The 20,757-nt window shown below is 43.4% G+C and carries 16 protein-coding genes; 12 read left to right on the forward strand and 4 right to left on the reverse strand.

From position 1 onward, the window contains the following. The first annotated feature begins 10 nt into the window (after nucleotides 1–10). Together hprK and NFS18_RS13570 are read left to right on the forward strand one after the other, a co-directional pair. Nucleotides 11–940 (forward strand): HPr(Ser) kinase/phosphatase, encoded by a 930-nt coding sequence (gene hprK, locus NFS18_RS13565; protein WP_251391033.1) that lies wholly within the window; start codon nucleotides 11–13, stop codon nucleotides 938–940. A 62-nt stretch (nucleotides 941–1,002) separates the two neighbouring features. Further along, a complete protein-coding gene (locus NFS18_RS13570) occupies nucleotides 1,003–1,944 on the forward strand; it encodes an ROK family glucokinase (protein ID WP_251391035.1) in 942 nt (313 codons plus the stop codon). A gap of 85 nt (nucleotides 1,945–2,029) precedes the next feature. On the opposite strand, the gene NFS18_RS13575 is transcribed toward NFS18_RS13570, so the two are convergent. Beyond that, the gene (locus tag NFS18_RS13575) at nucleotides 2,030–4,591 is read right to left on the reverse strand and encodes a transglycosylase domain-containing protein (protein ID WP_251391037.1); all 2,562 of its coding nucleotides are present in this window, start codon (nucleotides 4,589–4,591) and stop codon (nucleotides 2,030–2,032) included. 173 nt (nucleotides 4,592–4,764) lie between these two features. Here NFS18_RS13575 and NFS18_RS13580 point away from each other — a divergent pair, with 173 nt between their 5' ends. Beyond that, entirely contained in the window at nucleotides 4,765–5,415 is a 651-nt protein-coding gene (locus NFS18_RS13580) for a YigZ family protein (protein WP_251391044.1), read from the forward strand. A 161-nt stretch (nucleotides 5,416–5,576) separates the two neighbouring features. Here NFS18_RS13580 and hpf read toward each other — a convergent pair whose 3' ends face one another. The 3 genes from hpf to typA all read right to left on the reverse strand — a co-directional run bounded on the left by hpf (nucleotide 5,577) and on the right by typA (nucleotide 8,766). Further along, nucleotides 5,577–6,134 carry a ribosome hibernation-promoting factor, HPF/YfiA family gene (hpf, locus tag NFS18_RS13585; protein WP_251391046.1) on the reverse strand — a complete coding sequence of 186 codons (558 nt, stop codon included), beginning with the start codon at nucleotides 6,132–6,134 and terminating at the stop codon, nucleotides 5,577–5,579. A 149-nt stretch (nucleotides 6,135–6,283) separates the two neighbouring features. Next, nucleotides 6,284–6,895, reverse strand: a complete 612-nt coding sequence (locus tag NFS18_RS13590) for a transporter (RefSeq protein WP_251391048.1) — start codon at nucleotides 6,893–6,895, stop codon at nucleotides 6,284–6,286. A 41-nt stretch (nucleotides 6,896–6,936) separates the two neighbouring features. Next, nucleotides 6,937–8,766 (reverse strand): translational GTPase TypA, encoded by a 1,830-nt coding sequence (typA, locus tag NFS18_RS13595; RefSeq protein ID WP_251391050.1) that lies wholly within the window; start codon nucleotides 8,764–8,766, stop codon nucleotides 6,937–6,939. 395 nt (nucleotides 8,767–9,161) lie between these two features. Between typA and NFS18_RS13600 the strand changes: the two genes are divergently transcribed. From NFS18_RS13600 to NFS18_RS13640, 9 genes are all read left to right on the forward strand, one after another. Beyond that, complete coding sequence (locus NFS18_RS13600) at nucleotides 9,162–9,791, forward strand: single-stranded DNA-binding protein (RefSeq protein WP_251391052.1); 630 nt, start codon at nucleotides 9,162–9,164, stop codon at nucleotides 9,789–9,791. A gap of 144 nt (nucleotides 9,792–9,935) precedes the next feature. Beyond that, on the forward strand, nucleotides 9,936–10,694 hold the full coding sequence (gene dapB, locus NFS18_RS13605; protein ID WP_251391055.1) for a 4-hydroxy-tetrahydrodipicolinate reductase: 759 nt from the start codon (nucleotides 9,936–9,938) through the stop codon (nucleotides 10,692–10,694). 12 nt (nucleotides 10,695–10,706) lie between these two features. Beyond that, a complete protein-coding gene (locus NFS18_RS13610; protein ID WP_251391057.1) occupies nucleotides 10,707–12,659 on the forward strand; it encodes a fructose-1,6-bisphosphatase in 1,953 nt (650 codons plus the stop codon). Between the two features lie 88 nt (nucleotides 12,660–12,747). Then, nucleotides 12,748–13,110: a hypothetical protein gene (locus NFS18_RS13615; RefSeq protein ID WP_251391060.1), complete on the forward strand. Its 363-nt coding sequence runs from the start codon at nucleotides 12,748–12,750 to the stop codon at nucleotides 13,108–13,110. Nucleotides 13,111–13,272: 162 nt separating this feature from the next. Beyond that, on the forward strand, nucleotides 13,273–14,043 hold the full coding sequence (gene hisA, locus NFS18_RS13620; RefSeq protein WP_251391069.1) for a phosphoribosylformimino-5-aminoimidazole carboxamide ribotide isomerase: 771 nt from the start codon (nucleotides 13,273–13,275) through the stop codon (nucleotides 14,041–14,043). 384 nt (nucleotides 14,044–14,427) lie between these two features. Continuing rightward, nucleotides 14,428–17,001 (forward strand): preprotein translocase subunit SecA, encoded by a 2,574-nt coding sequence (secA, locus tag NFS18_RS13625; protein WP_251391072.1) that lies wholly within the window; start codon nucleotides 14,428–14,430, stop codon nucleotides 16,999–17,001. A 111-nt stretch (nucleotides 17,002–17,112) separates the two neighbouring features. Next, nucleotides 17,113–18,211, forward strand: a protein-coding gene (gene prfB / locus NFS18_RS13630; protein ID WP_408631560.1) for a peptide chain release factor 2 whose coding sequence is annotated in 2 segments (ribosomal slippage) — nucleotides 17,113–17,175 and nucleotides 17,177–18,211 — 1,098 coding nt in all. Because the reading frame shifts where the segments join, the coding sequence is not laid out codon by codon here. Nucleotides 18,212–18,221: 10 nt separating this feature from the next. Continuing rightward, nucleotides 18,222–19,439, forward strand: coding sequence for a homoserine dehydrogenase (locus tag NFS18_RS13635; RefSeq protein WP_251391074.1), 1,218 nt, complete (start codon nucleotides 18,222–18,224; stop codon nucleotides 19,437–19,439). Nucleotides 19,440–19,509: 70 nt separating this feature from the next. Continuing rightward, nucleotides 19,510–20,715, forward strand: coding sequence for a cofactor-independent phosphoglycerate mutase (locus NFS18_RS13640; protein WP_251391076.1), 1,206 nt, complete (start codon nucleotides 19,510–19,512; stop codon nucleotides 20,713–20,715). The last annotated feature ends 42 nt before the right edge of the window (nucleotides 20,716–20,757 follow it).

Raw genomic sequence — 20,757 nt, forward strand, 5'->3', positions numbered from 1 at the left:
GAAGAGAGCAATGGCACAAGGTGTAAAATTAAATGAACTGGCTGAAAAAATGGAATTAAAAAATCTTACACAGAGTGTAGATTTGGCAGACAAAGAAGTGGCTGTTCCAGATGTGAACAGACCGGCGTTACAGTTGACTGGATATTTTGATCATTTTGATTCAGATCGTGTACAGATTATTGGATATGTAGAGTATACATTTTTACAGACGCTGAGCAGAGAGAGGAAGATAGAGATCTACAAACAGTTTTTGTCTTGTAAGGTTCCGTGTGTGATTTTCAGTACTGATGTTTATCCAGATGGAGATTTTCTGGAACTGGCAACGAAGGCGGATATTCCGATTTTGACTACAACAAAAACAACGTCTGCATTTATGGCGGAACTGATCCGATGGATGAATGTTAAACTGGCACCTTGTATTTCTATTCACGGTGTACTTGTGGATGTATATGGCGTAGGTGTATTGATAATGGGAGAAAGTGGTATCGGTAAAAGTGAGGCTGCTCTGGAACTGATTAAGAGAGGTCACCGCCTTGTAACAGATGACGTGGTAGAAATCCGCAAGGTCAGTGATGAGACACTGGTAGGATCTGCACCCGATATTACACGGCACTTTATTGAGCTTCGTGGCATCGGTATTGTAGATGTGAAGTCTATGTTTGGTGTGCAGAGTGTCCGTGAGACCCAGAATATTGACCTGGTTATTACGCTGGAAGAGTGGGACAGAGAAAAAGAATACGACAGACTGGGACTAGAAGAAAGCTATACAGAGTTTCTTGGCAATAAGGTAGTATGCCACAGTATTCCGATTCGTCCGGGACGAAATCTGGCTATCATTGTGGAATCCGCAGCAGTTAACCATAGACAGAAACAGATGGGGTATAATGCAGCACAGGAACTTTACAAAAGGGTTCAGGAGAATTTGACACGTAGAAGATAGGCAGAGATCAGAATACTATTGGAATGAATATAAAGCGAGGGATAGAGAAGGAGAGGAGACAAATGAAGTATTGTTTTGGTGTGGATATCGGCGGAACGACAGTAAAGATGGGGCTTTTTGAAAAGACAGGAGAGATTCTGGATAAATGGGAAATTGTTTCAAAAACAGAAAATGAGGGAGAGGCTGTTCTTCCGGATATTGCGGAATCAATAAAAGGGAAAATTCAGGAGCGAGGTCTGGAAGAAGCAGACATTGTAGGAATTGGTGTCGGCGTGCCCGCTCCGGTTACAGCAGACGGTGTAGTGAATGGAAGCGCTAATATTGGCTGGGGTTATAAGGATGTGAAAGGAGAGTTAGAAGGACTGACAGGACTGCCTACAGAGGTGGGAAATGATGCCAATGTAGCAGCTCTTGGAGAGATGTGGCAGGGAGGCGGTGAAGGAGAGACTAATATTGTCATGGTAACACTTGGAACTGGAGTCGGCGGAGGTGTTATCATCGGTGGAAAGGTTGTTGTAGGCACACATGGGGCAGGCGGCGAGATTGGTCATCTTTGTGTAAATTATGATGAGACAGAGATTTGTGGATGTGGCAACAAGGGATGTTTGGAGCAGTATGCTTCTGCTACAGGAATTGTGCGTCTTGCACGTAAGAAGTTGGCAGCTGAAACAAGAAAGACCGTGCTTCAGGCAGAAAATGTAACAGCGAAGGATGTTTTTGATGCAGTTAAGGCAGGAGACACTGTGGCGCAGGAGGTAGCAGAAGAGTTCGGTCGTTTTCTTGGTTACTGTCTTGCAAATCTGGCAATCGTGACGGATCCGGCAGTCATTGTTATTGGCGGCGGCGTTTCCAGAGCAGGCGAGGTGTTGATTCCGTATATTCAGAAGCCCTTCCTGGAGAAAGCTTTTTTCGCAAATAAGGATGTTGAGTTTAAGCTGGCAACGCTTGGAAATGACGCGGGTATCTGCGGCGCTGCCAAACTGATTCTGGATGAGCGGGGATAAGAAGTAAATACATATTGTAACAGAAAAGGAACTTTTCCGGGTTTGGAAGAGTTCCTTTTCTAATTCGGTTATTATGATTTGTAAACTATGCTGCTGGTTCATCAGGAGTTTCCGGTTCTGCGGGAGGAGCCTCAGGTTCAGTAGGGGTTTCTGATTCTGCGGGAGGAGTCTCCGATTCGGGAGGGGTTTCAGTTCCTGGATCTCCCTCAGAGCCTTCTCCATTATTGTTATTGGAATCATTATCTTTATCCTTGCCTTCTTCCTTGTCTTCTTCTTTATCTTCCTCTTCCTCTTCTGGCGGAGCTACATAATGTCCGCTGCAATATTGTGTCGGTATCGTTCCATCTGCAAAATATTCAGTGATTCCGGTACATGTGGAAGATGCCAGAAGCCCCGTCTTAGAACAGACGGTTTTCTCGGAAACACTTGCAGGCATTTGGAAGTCTTTGTATGGAAGCCCTTCGTGAACACGTTCCATAATATTCTTCCAAAGTATCATGTGCCAGCTTTGATCCATCCATTCCATTGGCTTGTTTTCGTCATAACCTCCCCATACGGATGCAGTATAGTAAGGGGTGAAAGCAGCAAGCCAGAGGTCTGTACTTTTATCAGTTGTACCTGTTTTGCCGGATGCGGGCATATTCGCCATACGAGCCGGAGTACCGGTTCCTTTGGTAATAACATCCTGCATAGCGTTGGTTAACAGAGCGGCAGTTGTATCCTTCAGTACCTGACGGGTAGCAGGTGTTGTATTATCCAGAAGGATATTGCCATCGTGATCCAATACCTGAGTATACAGAATCGGTTCAATATAAGTGCCATTATTGGCAATCGTTGCATAAGCCGCTGTCATTTCAAGGTTAAGAACACCGTGTGTGATACCGCCGATAGCTGTTGCAGCAGCTTTATCTGTGTATATGCCGCCGTTGATTTCTTCATTGTCAGCCAGTGTTGTGAGTCCGAAGTTCTTCAGATAATCAAATCCGGTCTGAAATCCAATAGAAGTAAGGGTATGCAGTGCGGCTACATTGATAGAATGCTCAATGGCATAACGCATGGTTGTTGTACCAGTATATACGTGATCCCAGTTAGAGGCAGTCTTTCCGCTGCCGTAATCATAAGGTTTATCATTTTTCAATTCGGATGCAAGTGTATATCCGCAGGAATCCAATGCGGGAGCGTAGGTAGACAAAATCTTAAAACAGGAACCAGGCTGCCTTGGCGAATCTGTTGCGCGGTTCAGTGACAGACTGGTTGTTTTCGGTCCTCGTCCGCCGACAATGGCTTTCACTTTACCTGTGGACTGTTCCATAAGCACAACAGAAGTCTGCGGCTGCGGGTTGATATCAATACGCTCGTCTATGGTATCCCCTTCTGTGATTCCAAGGGTACTCTTATATTCGGCTACTGCTGCATTTGCCTCGTCAGGAGAAGAAAATACAAGCGGATAATTCTTGCCATATACAGATCCGATATACTGTGCCATCATTTCCTTACTGTAGTTTTCTACGGTACCGTCTGCTCTTGTAATTGTCAGAGCATACTCCAGACCGTACTCCGTACCCCAGGGATAAACGGCTTCATTAGCAACCTCTTCATCACAAATCTGCTGAATGCGGGGGTCCTGTGTGGAGGTGATCGTCAGTCCTCCGCTGTACAGTGCTTTATAAGCCTGAGTTTCTGTGAAACCTTTCCGCTCCATTAAATCCCTGATGACCTGTTTGGAAAGTTCATCAGTAAAATAGGAGTATGGATTTGTATCTTCAGCAGGCGGGGTGGCAATGATACGGTCATACACCGGATCAGCCTTTGCTTCATCATATTCTGCCTGGGAAATGTATTCTTGTTTCAGCATGGCTGCCAGAACACTATCCCGCCGGCCGGCGTTTTTATCAGGGTTGACAACAGGGTCAAAACCAGTTGGGTTCTGTGTGATGCCAGCAATAACTGTACACTCAGATAAAGTAAGTTCGCTTACATCTTTTCCAAAATAACGTTTGGCAGCAGCCTGCACACCAAGACAGCTCTGACCTAAGTTGACAGTATTCATATAAGCTTCCAGAAGTTCTTCTTTGGACATTTGTTTCTCAATTTCAAGAGCCAGATACTGTTCCTGAAGCTTACGCTCCAGTCTGTCATAAAAAGTATTCTCATTTACAAAGTTTGGGAACACATTGTTCTTGATCAACTGCTGTGTCAGAGTACTCGCACCTTCATCAAAGCTTCCCGCGGCCAGACCCTTGACACCGGCACGGATAATACCCTGCAGATCGATACCATTGTGCTGGTAGAAACGCTCATCCTCAATTGCGACGAATGCATTGCCCAGATGTTCTGGAATCTCGTCAATGGATTTGTAAACACGGTTGGCACCGGCTGAGACAAAACTTTCCAGAAGGGTTCCGTCCTCTGCATATACAAAGGTGGTAAAACCCTGCGGCTTGACCTGAGATGGTGTGACTGTCGGCGTCCTGTCGATGATCTGCTTGGCAAATAGACCGACACCGCCGGCACACACAACTACAAGTATAAGTATGCAGATGATCAGCGCTTTAAAAAAGCGGACGCCTACCCGTTTCTTTTTCATATTCTTTTTAGAAGATATGTTTTTCTTTCGTTTTTGTAGATTTTCTTTTCCGTAATTCATGAATAATAGCCTCCTCTATTCATAACACTCATTATAGCAAAGAACCTTTTTTAAATAAAGGAAAAAAATAAAAAGTTCATATTTCCTAAGAAATTATTAAGAAAAGGATTGTAGTTTATGGAAAATTGATATAGTGTAAAAGGCAAGTAATAATAAGGAGTACAAAAACAGGTATGTATATTAAAACAGTATATAAGGGCGCTTCGGCTGAAATTGTAGAGAAGAAGTCCAGGTTTATCGGTGAAGTTTATCCGGTTGCCTCGGAGGAAGAGGCAACTGAAATTTTGGAAAAAGTGAAAAAAAAGTATTGGGATGCAAGGCATCACTGCTGGGCATATGTAATCGGAGAAGTACAGACCACAGAGCGTTTTAGTGATGACGGAGAGCCGGGCGGTACTGCGGGCAAGCCCATACTGGAAGTGCTGCGCGGGGCAGAGACAACGAATACGATGATTATTGTCACCCGGTATTTCGGCGGTACTCTGCTCGGAACGGGGGGACTGGTACGAGCATATACAAAGGCTTCTCAGGAGGCGCTGTCTGCTAGTATGATTATAACCAGAATCAGCGGGGCTAAACTGAAACTTACGACAGATTATACCGGAATTGGAAAAATTCAGTATATTCTCGGACAGAGAAAGATTCCTATACTAGATTCCGTGTATACGGATAAGGTGGAAGTGTTTGTACTTGTTTCCGAGGAGGAAGAGAAGTCATTGATTTCTGAGATTACAGAAGGAACGAACGGAAGAGCTGTGATTGAGAAAGAATTGGTGTGCAGATTTGCCGAGGTGGATGGAGAGTACCTGATCTGGGAGGAATAAGTTGAAAAATTTTGCTCTTATTATTCGTGTCAGATTACAGGAAACACAATATCTGCGCTTTGTTGTGTGTATCCTTACAACAAAGCGCAGATATTTTATGTTGCCAAGTATACGACAAAAACATCCGGTGGACGTTTTTAGTCTGTAATAAATGTTATAAATTAATTGAATTCCGGTTCAATCAATCCAAAAGCTCCGTCCTTTCGCTTATATACAACGTTGACTTCGTCTGTCTCAGCATTAGAGAACACGAAGAAATTATGTCCAAGGAGATCCATCTGGATGCAGGCATCTTCAGGAAACATTGGCTTGATACCGAACTTTTTAGTACGGACGATGCGGATTTCATCGTCTTCTGCGGTGTCCGACTCTTCCTCAAAGAACTCTTTTTTGAAGGAATTGCCAGAGGAAGAAGCGGTAGGGTGTCCCTGGCTTCTTGCAACCAGTTTGTTTTTATATTTGCGGAGCTGACGTTCGATAATTTCTTCTACAAGGTCAATGGATACATACATATCACTGCTTGTCTGCTCAGAGCGGATAATGCTGCCCTTGACCGGAATCGTCACCTCGATTTTCTGACGTTCTTTTTCTACGCTCAGAGTTACGGTAATTTCTGTTTCAGGAGTGAAATACCTTTCCAGTTTTCCAAGTTTCTGTTCAATTGCATCTTTAAGTCCCGGTGTTACTTCGATGTTTTTGCCGCTGATAATAAATTTCATGCTGCTCAACTCCTTCTTGTTCATATTATACAAACAGAAAAGTAATCAATTGCTGTCTGTATTTATGTTGATATTATAGCATGAAATCTGACAATTGTATAGAGGGTTCGATTTGAATTGGAATAAAAACGTATTTACATGTGTTTTTATTAATGGATTGACCGGATTACTTCGATACGTGTAATTGCTCCATTTGTAATCTTAGCAATCCGAAGTCCGAAGTCTTTGAAATATGCACATGCGCCTACACCAACTTCTGTTTCTTCTTCAGCAAGTTTGCGAAGCAAGATATCCAACAGTGTTTCGTCATCATGGTACGGAATTGTAACATGGAAAATCTTATTGATATAACGAACCTTCATATTGGCGCGGAATACGGTCTTTTCCGATTCATCGAATTCCACGAAGAGGAATTTTCTTGTGGCAAATAAAATTGCAATTGCCAGTACGCCAATCAGGCTGTTGACCGGAGATGAGTGGTCAATAATAACCTGACGTGCAATGGCGAACAACAACACTTCAAACACGGTCATAGGTGTGTGAAGATACAACATACGAATCATTTCCACACCGATGATTAGGTTAAAACAGGTTGTCAGCAGGTCATCGTAGTTTGGAAACTGGTCCATGTCCGGGAGGTTTCCAAAGGAGAGGATCAGCCGCGTGGTCATAAGGATGATTCCGCCAGCAAGGACCAGTGCAATGACAAACTCCAGAGTTGTTGTTAATTTTTTTAGAAATGCGTTGGCATATTTTTTCATTTGTGCTTCTCCTTGTGTGGTTGGCGAAAGGGGAAATACTCTTACTTATTAATGCTGCTGCGCTTGCGCATTCTGGCATCCAGAATTTTTTTTCGGATACGTAGTGTCTCTGGTGTTACTTCCAGAAGCTCATCAGTATCGATAAAGTCCAGAGCCTGTTCCAGACTTAAGATTCTCGGCGGTGTGAGACGAAGGGCCTCATCTGCGCTGGAAGAACGGGTATTGGTCAAATGTTTGGTCTTGCACACATTTAATTCAATGTCTTCGGCTTTGCCGTTTTGTCCGATAACCATGCCGGCATAGACCTTTTCGCCTGCTCCTATAAACAGAATACCACGTTCCTGTGCGCTGTACAAGCCATAAGTTACGGATTCTCCAGCTTCAAAAGCAATAAGAGAACCTTGCTTGCGGTACTGGATATCGCCTTTGTATGGAGCATAGCCGTCAAAACTGGTGTTCAGAATTCCATTTCCCTTTGTATCAGTCATAAATTCACCGCGGTATCCAATTAGTCCGCGTGCTGGAATGGAAAACTCCAGGCGCGTGTATCCGCCGTTGGAAGTCCCCATGCTGCGCAGTTCACCTTTTCTTTGGCTGAGTTTGTCAATAACTGTTCCTGTAAATTCATCCGGCACGTCTACGTATGCAAGCTCCATTGGTTCTGTCCGTTTGCCGTTTTCATCAGTATGATAGAGTACCTCTGCCTTGCTGACTGCAAATTCATAACCTTCACGGCGCATATTCTCGATCAAAACGGAGAGGTGAAGTTCACCGCGTCCGGATACTTTGAAATTGTCAGCATTTTCTGTTTCTTCTACTCGCAGGCTGACATCTGTATTCAATTCACGCATGAGACGGTCACGTAAGTGACGGGACGTGACATATTTTCCTTCCTGTCCGGCAAAAGGACTGTCATTTACAATAAAGTTCATAGAAATTGTCGGCTCGGAAATCTTCTGGAATGGAATTGCTTCTGGTTTTTCAGGGGAGCAGAGTGTATCTCCGATGGAAATGGCGGAAATACCTGAAACTGCAACGATGGAACCAATGCCGGCTTCCTTAACTTCTGTTTTATTTAAACCGTCAAATTCATACAGCTTGCTGATTTTTACTTTTTGTTGTTTATCTGGATCATGGTGATTCATAAGTATCATTTCCTGATTTACGGAAATCGTACCGTTTTCTACCTTGCCTACGCCGATATGCCCTACGTATTCGTTATAGTCAATGGTGCTGATGAGCATCTGTGCGGGAGCTTCCGGATCGCCTTCCGGTGCAGGGATATAGTCAATGATTGTTTCAAACAATGGTTCCATATTTTTTTCTTCATCTGTCAGATCCAATACGGCGATTCCTGCTTTGGCAGATGCATAGACGAAAGGGCAGTCCAACTGCTCATCGGAAGCATCCAGATCCATGAACAGTTCTAATATCTCATCAATAACTTCATCCGGTCTTGCTTCCGGACGGTCAATTTTGTTGATGCATACGATAACCGGAAGACTAAGCTCCAGCGCTTTGCGCAGTACAAATTTGGTCTGCGGCATGGCACCTTCAAAAGCATCAACTACGAGAATTACACCGTTTACCATCTTCAGTACACGCTCTACCTCACCGCCGAAATCCGCGTGTCCCGGAGTGTCGATAATATTTATTTTGGTTCCTTTATAGAACACGGCAGTATTCTTGGAGAGAATGGTGATTCCACGTTCTCTCTCGATGTCGTTGGAGTCCATAACACGCTCTGCCACGTCCTGATTTTCACGGAATACACCGCTTTGCTTTAAAAGCTCATCCACCAAAGTTGTTTTACCGTGGTCTACATGAGCGATAATTGCAATATTTCTTACATTTTCACGTTTTGTTTTCATAATATGATACACTTCCTATTTTAAAATATCTCGATACAGTTACACTTACAACTTTTTTATTTTATCATAAAATTGCAAATTTACAAGTGGAACCCGCAGAAAATGGTTTAAATGAGTAACAGTTCAGCATAGGAGTTTGCACCTGCTGCAAACTCCGTAAAAACGTGTGCTGGAGAAATGGAATCCGCCCTTTCACCGTAGGTGAACTTAAAATAGGGCGGATTCGGTGATTATGAAGCCGAAAGGCTGAATAGTTACTTAAATGATAAACCTCGACAAACCTCGTCATGCCCTGTCGAAAGATTTATTTCTTTTTTTGTTCTGAGATAAATTTCTGTGCATAAACTTAGTAGTGACTTAAAAATACCACGCAGAGGAAGGGAGAACTACAAATCATGTCAGATAAGATTATTGAAAACAACCAGGTGACAATTATGGGAGAGGTGGCATCCACATTTACATACAGCCACGAAGTATTCGGAGAAGGTTTTTACATGGCGGATGTACTTGTAAAACGGTTAAGCAGCTCCGAGGACCGGATTCCGCTCATGATATCCGACCGGCTTATGGATGTGACGAGGGACTATACCGGAGAGTTTATCAAAGTGTCCGGGCAGTTCCGTTCATATAATCGTCACGAAGAGCAGAAGAATCGTCTGGTGCTGTCCGTATTTGTTCGTGAAGTGGAATTCATTGACGAGGAACTGGATGGAGCCAAGACCAATCATATCCTGCTGGAGGGATATATCTGCAAGAAACCGATTTATCGGAAGACGCCTCTCGGCAGAGAGATTGCGGATTTATTGCTTGCCGTGAACCGTCCTTATGGGAAATCGGATTATATTCCATGTATCTGCTGGGGCAGAAACGCCAGATTTGCATCAGGATTTGAGGTGGGAGAGCATGTGCAGGTCCTGGGACGGATTCAGAGCCGGGATTATGTGAAGAAGCTTTCAGAGACAGAGACGGAAACAAGAACTGCGTATGAAGTGTCGGTAAGCAAATTGGAGTGTATTGAGGAATAAAGTTATAATAGAAATAAAAAGAATAGAATAAAAACATTGTGAAAGGGATATCATTTCTTGAGGAATCTCCTCAAATATGATATCCTTTTTGTATATTACATGAAATTATGAGGATGACAGATAAGATATACGGAGGACAAGATTATGATAAAGGCTATGATGCACGGATGTAACGGAAAGATGGGGCAGATGATCACGAATCTGGTCAAGACAGATGACCAGATCGAGATTGCGGCGGGCGTAGATACGTATTCTGGGCTGCAGAATCCTTATCCGGTATTTGGAACCATCCATGAGTGTGATGTGGACGTGGATGTAGTGATTGATTTTTCCAATGCGGCTGCTGCCGGCAGAGTGCTGGATTACTGTGCAGAGAAAAGGATTCCGTTAGTGTTCTGTACTACAGGACTTTCTGAGGAGCAGTTGGAAAAGATGAAAAAAACAGCCGGGCAGACAGCCGTTCTGAAATCAGCAAATATGTCTATGGGAATCAATTTGTTAATGAAGCTTTTGAAGGATGCGGCAAAGGTGCTGGCTCCGGCGGGCTATGACATAGAACTGGTGGAGAAACATCACAATCAGAAGCTGGACGCGCCAAGCGGCACGGCACTGGCACTGGCAGATTCCATCAATGAGGCGATGAACGGGGCGTATGAATATGTTTACGACAGGAGTCAGGTAAGACAGAAAAGAGACAAAAAAGAGATGGGTATTTCCGCAGTCAGGGGCGGTACTATCGTGGGAGAGCATGAAGTCTTATTTGCAGGCACAGATGAGATCATAGAGTTTAAACACACTGCTTATTCCCGAAGTGTCTTTGGTAAGGGCGCTGTTGAAGCAGCCAAGTTTCTGGCAGGGAAACCGGCAGGGTTGTATGATATGAGTGATGTGATTCAATTTTAGGGGGCAGTTATTATGAAAACTTTGGAACAACGATATCTGGAAAGAATGTCAGACCTGTATCCGACTATTGCGGCGGCATCCACGGAAATTATTAATTTGCAGGCTATCTTGAATCTGCCGAAAGGCACGGAGCATTTTATTACTGATGTACATGGAGAATATGAAGCATTTTCCCATGTGCTGAAGAATGGTTCTGGTTCTGTTCGCCGTAAGATTGAAGAAGTGTTTGGCAATACACTGACCAAGCAGGACAAGAAAGAACTTGCAACATTGATTTATTATCCGAAAGAAAAGATGGCCCAGGTTAAAAAGATAGAACAAAATATGGAAGACTGGTATACGATTCACCTTTACCGGCTGATCGAAGTGAGCAAGCATGTTGCGAGTAAATATACCCGTTCCAAGGTGAGAAAGGCTTTGCCGAAGGATTTTTCTTATGTTATTGAGGAATTGATTACTGAAAAAGCGGAAATTACGGATAAAGAATCTTATTATAATGCAATTATCCGTACGATTATCCGTATCAACCGGGCGGAAGAATTTATTGCGGCAATTTCCGAGCTGATCCAGCGGCTTGTTGTAGATCATTTACATATCGTGGGTGATATTTATGATAGAGGTCCGGGACCTCATATCATCATGGACAAATTGCAAAAATACCATTCTCTTGATATTCAGTGGGGCAATCATGATGTGCTCTGGATGGGAGCTGCGGCAGGTCAGCAGACCTGTATAGCCAATGTTATCCGAATCTGCGCACGCTATGATAATCTGGATATATTAGAGGATGGTTACGGAATTAATCTTCTGCCGCTGGCAACATTTGCACTTCGTGTTTATAAACATGACCCGTGCAGATGTTTTGAACTAAAGGGGAACGTGCCTGAGAATATAGCAGAAATGGAAATGAATATGCGCATGCATAAGGCAATTTCAATTATCCAGTTCAAGCTGGAGGGACAGACGATCAGACGTCAGCCGGGATTTGAACTGGAAGAGCGGGCGATGCTGCACAGGATTGACTATAAGACAGGAACAATTGAATTAAATGGAAAAGAATACATGCTTCTGGATAACAATTTTCCGACCATTGATCCGGAGAATCCGTATGAGCTGACCAATGAGGAACAGGAGATCATGGATCGTCTGGAGCGGGCATTTATCGGATGTGAGAAGCTGCAGGACCATATGAGACTGCTGTTATCCAAGGGTGGACTTTATAAGGTGCATAACGGCAATCTTTTGTATCATGGCTGTGTTCCGCTGAATAAAGACGGAAGCTTGAAAGAAGTGAATCTGTTCGGACATACCTTTAAGGGACGCTCTTTGTATGACGCTCTGGAACGCTATGTACGGAAAGGATTTTTTGCGATTGATGAAAAGGAGCGGGAAAACGGAAGGGATATTATGTGGTATATCTGGCTGAGTGCAAATTCACCGCTGTTCGGCAAAGATAAGATGGCAACCTTTGAGCGGTATTTTTTGGCTGAGAAAGAAACTCATACGGAGTATAAGAATCCGTATTATGTTCTTTTAGAAGATGAAACGGTTGTGAACAATATTATAGAAGAATTCGGACTATCGCCGAGAGACGCTTATATTGTCAATGGGCATGTTCCGGTGAAACGAAAAAATGGGGAGAGTCCAGTAAAATGTAATGGAAAGGTGCTTGTTATTGACGGCGGATTTTCAAAGGCATATCAAAAGGAAACCGGAATTGCAGGCTACACGCTTGTATACAATTCATATGGGCTCCGTCTCGTTGCCCATGAACCGTTTGAATCTACAGAAGCTGCGATTGAGAAGGGAAGCGATATTCACTCTGAGACAACCGTGATCAAAAGGGTTCTGGACCGCAGGCTGGTAGGAGATACTGATGCCGGTCAGGACATCAGGGAGCGGATCGATGATTTGAAAGAACTGCTGGCAGCATATAGAAGTGGCGAGATCAAAGAAAAACTGTAAATAAATGTTTTTTTGTTTTGAATACATATTTTTGAAGAAAACGACGAATATTACTCCTGTAAAGAATATTTGAAAGGGAGTAATGAAAATGAAAAACATGAAAAAATTGTTTGTTCTGGTAATGTGTGTTGCAGTGATTGGAAGTATGACCGGATGTGGAAGAGACAATAATGCAATGAACAACGCAGATAATGGAACAACTAACACAACAACAGATGAGAAAAACAAAGCAAATCAGACAGACGGTATGAATGATGCCACAGATGGAACTACTGACAGAAATTATAATCGTACAGATAACAATGGAGACGGTGTAATTGATAATGCAGTGAATGATGTGACAGACGGAATTGATAACATTGCAGATGATCTGACCGGAAATGAAAACAGAAATGACAATGCAGCAGATAATACAACAAGAAATGAAACAGGAACAAATAATAACAGATAAGAAGCGAGGAAGAGATGTTATCTTGCAGAAAACGGTCTAAGGAAATTCCCTGGACCGTTTTTTTCGTATATGAGACTTATTTAAATCGGTTCTCTTTTTTTTGCTGTGGTTTCGTGGTATTATGGAATGAATTATTTAAAGAAGAAAAGAGGAAAACGAGAAATGCGATTCAGACCGTGTATTGATATACATAACGGAAAGGTGAAACAAATTGTAGGCGGAAGTTTGAGTGACCGTGGAGATATGGCAGAGACGAACTTTACGTCAGGACAGGATGCAGCATGGTACGCGAATCTTTATAAAAAGGACGGATTGACAGGCGGACATATCATCCTGCTCAATTCACCTACATCAAAATACTATGAGGAAACAAGGAGGCAGGCAATGCAGGCTCTTGAAGCTTATCCGGGAGGATTGCAGATAGGCGGTGGAATTACGGCAGAAAATGCAAAAGAGTATTTGGATGCGGGAGCAAGTCAGGTAATTGTTACTTCTTATGTGTTTCAGAATGGAATGCTGAACTATGAAAATCTGGCAAAATTAGAAGCAGCCGTAGAAAAAGAGCATATTGTACTGGATTTGAGCTGCCGGAGTCGGGATGGAAGATATTATATTGTGACTGACCGCTGGCAGAAGTTTACGGATGTAGAGCTGAATGAAGCGGTGTTGGAAGAACTGGGATCCCACTGCAGTGAATTTCTTATACATGGCGTGGATGTGGAAGGAAAATCTGCAGGCATGGAAGAGGGGCTGGTGAAAATGCTTGGGGGATGGGCGAAGATTCCGATTACATATGCAGGGGGAATCGGAACTGTTGAAGAATTGGGGAGGTTCAGAGAACTGGGAAAGGGACAGCTTGACTTCACGATCGGAAGTGCGTTGGATTTATTTGGCGGGAAATTGTCCTATGAAGCTATCATGGAAATACAATAGTCTGTATGCATGATTTTAAACGACTTATTTTGTACAGTAGAAAAGTCGGGTGGAAAAGTGAATGAAGTAAATATGATTATATTTATAACGGAAAGCAGCGTGTTAATTTTGGGAGTGGCAAATATACATTTTATTGGAAAAAGGATAGTATTCAAGACCAGATGTGGTGTTTATTGTCAGATACAATGGCTTTGAAGAAATGATATATAGAGAAATGGACATATTAGCTGATAGAGAATATCGGCTTTGTTAATAAATCTTGAATTTACTTATATATAGTGATAGAATGAATTTTAAAGTGTGCAAAGAAAGTAATGGCGGTGAATGATGTACTTATCTTGCTGCCGGAGAAATAGTTTAAAAGACAAGGAGTTATTGCAGATTATGGGTTTGATGGAGAAAATTTTCGGTACGCACAGTGAGAATGAACTGAAGCGTATTTACCCGATTGTAGACAGAATTGAGGCAATGGAGCCAGAGATGAAAGCGTTGTCAGATGCCGAATTAAAGGACAAGACAAGAGAGTTTAAGGGGCGTCTGGCAGATGGCGAAACACTGGATGATATATTACCGGAAGCTTATGCCGTTGTTAGGGAGGCAGCATATAGAAGTCTGGGAATGCGCCATTATCGTGTGCAGATTATTGGCGGTATCATCCTACATCAGGGACGTATTTCTGAGATGCGTACAGGTGAAGGTAAGACACTGGTGTCCACGCTTCCGGCATATTTGAATGCACTTTCCGGCAAGGGTGTGCATATCGTTACAGTCAATGACTATCTGGCAAAGCGTGACGCAGAGTGGATGGGAAAGGTACATGAGTTTCTTGGACTGACTGTAGGAGTTGTCCTGAACAGTATGGACAATGACGAGAGACGTGCGGCTTATAACTGCGATATTACCTATGTGACAAATAATGAACTGGGGTTTGACTACTTAAGAGACAATATGGTTATTTATAAAGAACAGCTTGTGCAAAGAGGGTTGAACTTTGCCATTATCGATGAGGTAGACTCGGTATTGATCGATGAGGCAAGAACGCCGCTGATCATTTCCGGGCAGAGCAGTAAGTCTACCAAGTTGTACGAAGCATGTGATATTCTGGCATGTCAGATGCAGCGGGGCGAGGCAAGCGGAGAATTTACAAAAATGAATGCTCTGATGGGAGAGGATATTGAGGAGACAGGCGATTATATTGTCAATGAAAAGGAAAAGAATGTCAACCTGACGGAAGATGGTGTGAAAAAGGTAGAGCAGTTTTTCCATCTGGAGAATCTGGCTGATCCGGAGAATTTAGAAATCCAGCACAATATTACATTGGCACTGCGCGCCCATAATCTGATGTTCCGAGATCAGGATTATGTGGTAACACCAGAAGGAGAGGTTGTGATCGTTGACGAATTTACCGGACGTATCATGCCGGGACGCCGTTATTCCGATGGTCTTCATCAGGCGATTGAAGCGAAAGAACATGTGAAGGTAAGACGTGAGAGCAAGACGCTGGCGACCATTACATTCCAGAACTTGTTTAATAAGTTTGAAAAGAAAAGTGGTATGACCGGTACAGCCCTGACAGAGGAAAAAGAGTTCCGTGATATTTATGGAATGGATGTTATTGAAATTCCGACCAATATGCCAGTCCAAAGACAGGATTTGGATGATGCAGTTTATAAGACAAAGGAAGAAAAGTACAGAGCGGTTGTAGATGAGGTAGAAGCAGCACATGCAACCGGACAGCCGGTACTGGTTGGTACGATTACCATTGAAGTATCTGAATTGTTGAGCAAAATGTTGAAAAAGCGTGGCATAAAGCATAATGTCCTGAATGCCAAATACCATGAGATGGAGGCAGAGATTGTTGCTGATGCAGGTGTGCATGGAGCTGTTACTATTGCAACCAACATGGCAGGCCGTGGTACTGACATTAAGCTGGATGAAGAAGCAAGGGCAGCAGGCGGACTGAAGATCATCGGCACAGAACGACACGAATCCAGACGTATCGATAATCAGCTCAGAGGACGTTCCGGACGTCAGGGAGATCCGGGAGAATCTCGCTTCTATCTGTCACTTGAGGACGACTTGCTCCGTTTGTTTGGTTCTGAGAAGTTGATGAGTGTTTTTAATACATTGGGCGTGGAGGATGGAGAACAGATTGAGCATAAGATGCTTTCTAACGCCATAGAAAAGGCGCAGAAGAAGATAGAAAGCAACAACTTTGGTATTCGTAAGAACCTGCTGGAATACGATCAGGTTATGAATGAGCAGCGTGAGATTATTTATGGTGAACGCCGCCGTGTCCTGGACGGGGAAAGCATGCGTGATACAGTCTACACGATGATTACCGAGCATGTGGAAAATATAGTAGACCGTTTCGTGTCTACAGAGACGGGACCGGAGGACTGGGATATTGCAGGACTGGAGCGTACATTGAAAGAAGTAATCCCACAGCTTCAGATTCCGTCTGCAAAGGAAGCAGAAGAAATGCAGCAGAAGGAATTAAAACATCTGCTGAAGGAACGTGCTGTTAAGGCATATGAAGAGAAAGAGGCAGAATTTCCTGAACCGGAGCATATCAGGGAAATGGAACGTGTCGTACTCTTGAAGGTCATCGATGCCAAATGGATGGATCATATTGACGATATGGATCAGCTTCGTCAGGGAATCGGTCTGCAGGCTTATGGTCAGAGAAACCCACTTGTAGAATACAAGATGATGGGATACGATATGTTTGGAGAGATGACCAACGCTATTGCAGAAATGACAATCCGCACACTGTTCCATATCCGTGTTGAGCAGAAGGTAGAACGTGAACAGGTTGCCAAAGTAACCGGAACAAATAAAGATGCCAGTACAGCTCGTGGACCGAAAAAACGCGAAGAAAAAAAAGTATATCCAAATGATCCATGTCCGTGCGGAAGCGGTAAAAAATACAAGCAGTGCTGCGGACGTAAGGCATAATGAGCTGTATCCATATCCTTAAGAAACAAGGTCCGATGGAGAGTTTTGTGCAACGGAGTAAAGACATTCGCTTTTATGATTGAAAATATAAATGAGAAAGAGGTGATTAAGGTGGTTTTACTGGATGAATTAAAGCAGAATCTGACTGCATATGAAGAACCACTGAAAGATTTGAGGGATTCACTTTAACTTAGCTGCAAAGAAAGAGCAGATTGAAGAGTTAGAGCGAAGAATTGAAGAACCAGGATTCTGGGACAGACCCGGAGAATCCCAGCATACGATGAAATTATTAAAAAGTCTTCAGGATTCGGTGAAACAGATTGAAAAGATGTATACCGATTACGAGGACATAGGTCTTTTGATCGAAATGAGTCAAGAAGAACAAGATGATGATACTATTGCTGAGATTCAGGAAGAGCTGGAACGGTTCATTTCTGAATTTGAGGAGCTGCGGATACAGACTCTTCTGACTGGAGAATATGATAAGAACAATGCGATTATCAGTCTCCATGCAGGCGCTGGAGGAACAGAGTCCTGTGACTGGGCAGGTATGCTTTACCGGATGTATACCCGCTGGGCAGAACGCAAAGGTTATACGCTGGAAGTATTAGACTTCTTGGATGGTGATGTGGCAGGAATCAAGGGGGTAACCTTTGAAGTGCAGGGAGAAAATGCTTACGGGTATCTGCGGTCTGAAAAGGGAGTTCACCGTTTGGTGCGTATTTCCCCATTTAATGCAGCGGGAAAACGGCAGACTTCTTTTGTATCTTGTGATGTGATTCCGGATATCGAGGATGAAATTGAAATTGAGATTAATGATGATGATCTTCGGATTGATACTTATCGCGCCAGCGGTGCGGGCGGTCAGCATATCAATAAGACATCTTCCGCAATCCGTATCACTCATTTGCCTACCGGTATAGTGGTACAATGTCAGAATGAACGTTCCCAGCATATGAATAAGGACAAGGCAATGCAGATGCTGAAAGCAAAGCTGTACTTATTAAAGCAACAGGAACAAGCAGACAAGGTATCTGATATTCGTGGAGAAATTAAAGAAATCGGATTCGGAAGTCAGATTCGTTCCTATGTCATGCAGCCATATACGATGGTGAAAGACCACCGTACCAATGCAGAAATCAGCAATGTGGGAGCAGTGATGGACGGTAACATTGATCCGTTTATCAATGCATATCTGAGTGCGAAGTAAGGAGAGAACTATGGTAAATATAGCAGTGTTGGGATACGGCACAGTGGGATCAGGCGTGGTAGAAGTAATCAATACCAACGGCGAGCGTATTAATCAGAGAATCGGCGATGAATTGAATGTAAAATATGTGCTGGATTTACGGGATTTTCCGGAAGATCCAATCCAGGAAAAGCTGGTGCATGATTTTGATGTGATTGTAAATGATCCAGATGTGCAGATTGTGGTAGAAGTGATGGGAGGCATCGAGCCGGCATATACTTTTGTGAAGCGAAGCCTTCTGGCAGGCAAGAGCGTGGCAACGTCCAATAAGGCACTGGTTGCCAAACATGGAGCGGAGCTGTTGTCTATTGCCCGTGAACAGAATATTAATTTCTTGTTTGAAGCCAGTGTGGGCGGTGGGATTCCGATTATCCGTCCGCTTAACTCTTCTATGACGGCAGATGAGATTGAAGAGATTACAGGTATTTTGAATGGTACGACCAATTATATGCTGACGAAAATGTTCTATGAAGGGGCGGAGTATGACGAGGTGCTGAAGGAGGCACAGGCAAAGGGTTACGCAGAGCGTAATCCAGAAGCCGATGTAGAAGGTCATGACGCCTGTAGGAAGATTGCAATTCTATCCTCTCTGATTTCAGGTCAGCAGGTGGATTTTGAAGATATTTACACAGAGGGAATTACGAACATCACCAAACAGGATATGATGTATGCAAAAGAAATGGGAATGACCATTAAGCTGCTGGCATCCAGTAAGCGTGACGGGGACCATCTCCATGCGATTGTAGCGCCTTATTTGTTGAACAGCAGTCACCCTCTGTATAGTGTTAATGATGTGTTTAATGCCATTTTTGTACATGGAAATGTACTGGGTGATGCTATGTTCTACGGCAGCGGAGCAGGCAAGCTTCCGACAGCCAGCGCAGTGGTAGCTGATGTAGTGGATGAAGCAAAACATCTGCACAGAAATATTATGACCATGTGGAAAAGCGATAAGCTTAATTTGCTTTCTATTAAGGATACAAGCAAGCGGTTCTTTGTGCGGATCAAGGGTGATTGCAATGCCATGAAAGCATATCTGGACAGTTGTTTTGGTCCGGTAGAAATCGTAACGGTAGAAGGTTTGGACGGGGAATTCGGATTTGTAACCGAAAAGATGACAGAAGGAAAATACGAAGAAATTGCGAAAGGATTTCCGGGAATTATGTACATGATCCGTGTAGAAGGGTAAGTGTGGGAAATCTTTGCTTTGCAATCCTTATACAAAAGTAACAGGGATTGAGAAATCGAGGAAACGAAAAATGAAATATATTATTATGTTGTGTGACGGAATGGCAGACGAACCCTTAGAGGAATTGGGCGGAAGAACGCCGATGGAGGCTGCACAGACACCAAATATGGATAAAATGGCAGTCCGGTCAGAAATCGGTATGGTCAGGACTGTGCCGGAGGGAATGTCTCCGGGAAGTGATACTGCAAATCTGTCCGTTATCGGATATGATCCAAAGATGTATTATACCGGACGTTCTCCGCTGGAAGCATTGAGTATCGGAGTGGATATGAATACAGATGATGTATCCTTCCGCTGCAATATCGTGACTCTTTCTGAGGAAGAAGAGCACTATGAGGATAAGCATATTTTAGATCATAGTTCCGATGAAATCACAACAGAAGAAGCGAAGATACTGATGGAGGCATTGAAAGAGGGACTGGCACGAGATGGATATCAGTTCTATACCGGAATCAGTTACCGCCATCTTCTGATATGGAATCACGGACGGGTGCTGGATTTGACTGCTCCTCATGATATTTTAACGAGGAGAATTGGAGAATATTTGCCAGAGGACGATGTACTCCGGGAAATGATGGAAAAAAGTTTTGAGATTTTGAATCATCATCCAATTAATGAAGCACGCAGAGAAAGAGGTCTGCGCCCGGCTAATTCAGCATGGTTCTGGGGAGCGGGAACAAGACCTTCTTTGACTTCTTTTGAAGAATTGTATCATGTAAAAGGGGCAATGATTTCTGCAGTAGATTTGTTAAAAGGAATCGCATCTGGTGCACAGATGCATAACATAGAAGTAGAGGGCGCAAACGGCGGTCTGCATACTAATTATGCGGGGAAGGCACAGGGGGCTGTAGATGCTTTAACAAAGGAAAATTACGATTTTGTTTATATTCATGTGGAGGCTCCTGATGAGATGGGGCATCAGGGCAGTATAGCTGACAAGATCAAAGCGATTGAGTTTATTGATGAACAGATCATAGGTTCTGTGACAAAGCAGCTTTCTGGGCTTGGAATAGATTTCCGCATGCTGGTGCTTCCGGATCATCCGACACCGATCCGGGTGCGGACACACACTGCAGAACCTGTTCCTTATATGCTCTATGACAGTACAAGGACTTATAAGGGTGCACAAGTGTATACAGAAGAAAGCGGTCGAAGGAGCGGTATAATGAGAGAAGAAGGATACCTTTTGATGAAGTATTTGCTTCAGGCAGAATAGTATTGAGGCAGACAGCCTTATATTATTATGACAGTTCCGCTT

It is taken from the genome of Mediterraneibacter agrestimuris, from assembly GCF_943193195.1.
GTDB lineage: Bacteria > Bacillota > Clostridia > Lachnospirales > Lachnospiraceae > Schaedlerella > Schaedlerella agrestimuris.

What these genes read in the sequence shown, in the direction of transcription:
- NFS18_RS13580 (WP_251391044.1), top strand. Translation starts at nt 4,765, where the DNA reads ATGTATATTAAAACAGTATATAAGGGCGCTTCGGCTGAAATTGTAGAG.
- hpf (WP_251391046.1), bottom strand. Translation starts at nt 6,134, where the DNA reads ATGAAATTTATTATCAGCGGCAAAAACATCGAAGTAACACCGGGACTT.
- NFS18_RS13610 (WP_251391057.1), top strand. Translation starts at nt 10,707, where the DNA reads ATGAAAACTTTGGAACAACGATATCTGGAAAGAATGTCAGACCTGTAT.
- NFS18_RS13590 (WP_251391048.1), bottom strand. Translation starts at nt 6,895, where the DNA reads ATGAAAAAATATGCCAACGCATTTCTAAAAAAATTAACAACAACTCTG.
- NFS18_RS13570 (WP_251391035.1), top strand. Translation starts at nt 1,003, where the DNA reads ATGAAGTATTGTTTTGGTGTGGATATCGGCGGAACGACAGTAAAGATG.
- hisA (WP_251391069.1), top strand. Translation starts at nt 13,273, where the DNA reads ATGCGATTCAGACCGTGTATTGATATACATAACGGAAAGGTGAAACAA.
- hprK (WP_251391033.1), top strand. Translation starts at nt 11, where the DNA reads ATGGCACAAGGTGTAAAATTAAATGAACTGGCTGAAAAAATGGAATTA.
- dapB (WP_251391055.1), top strand. Translation starts at nt 9,936, where the DNA reads ATGATAAAGGCTATGATGCACGGATGTAACGGAAAGATGGGGCAGATG.
- secA (WP_251391072.1), top strand. Translation starts at nt 14,428, where the DNA reads ATGGGTTTGATGGAGAAAATTTTCGGTACGCACAGTGAGAATGAACTG.
- NFS18_RS13635 (WP_251391074.1), top strand. Translation starts at nt 18,222, where the DNA reads ATGGTAAATATAGCAGTGTTGGGATACGGCACAGTGGGATCAGGCGTG.
- NFS18_RS13600 (WP_251391052.1), top strand. Translation starts at nt 9,162, where the DNA reads ATGTCAGATAAGATTATTGAAAACAACCAGGTGACAATTATGGGAGAG.
- NFS18_RS13575 (WP_251391037.1), bottom strand. Translation starts at nt 4,591, where the DNA reads ATGAATTACGGAAAAGAAAATCTACAAAAACGAAAGAAAAACATATCT.
- NFS18_RS13640 (WP_251391076.1), top strand. Translation starts at nt 19,510, where the DNA reads ATGAAATATATTATTATGTTGTGTGACGGAATGGCAGACGAACCCTTA.
- typA (WP_251391050.1), bottom strand. Translation starts at nt 8,766, where the DNA reads ATGAAAACAAAACGTGAAAATGTAAGAAATATTGCAATTATCGCTCAT.
- NFS18_RS13615 (WP_251391060.1), top strand. Translation starts at nt 12,748, where the DNA reads ATGAAAAACATGAAAAAATTGTTTGTTCTGGTAATGTGTGTTGCAGTG.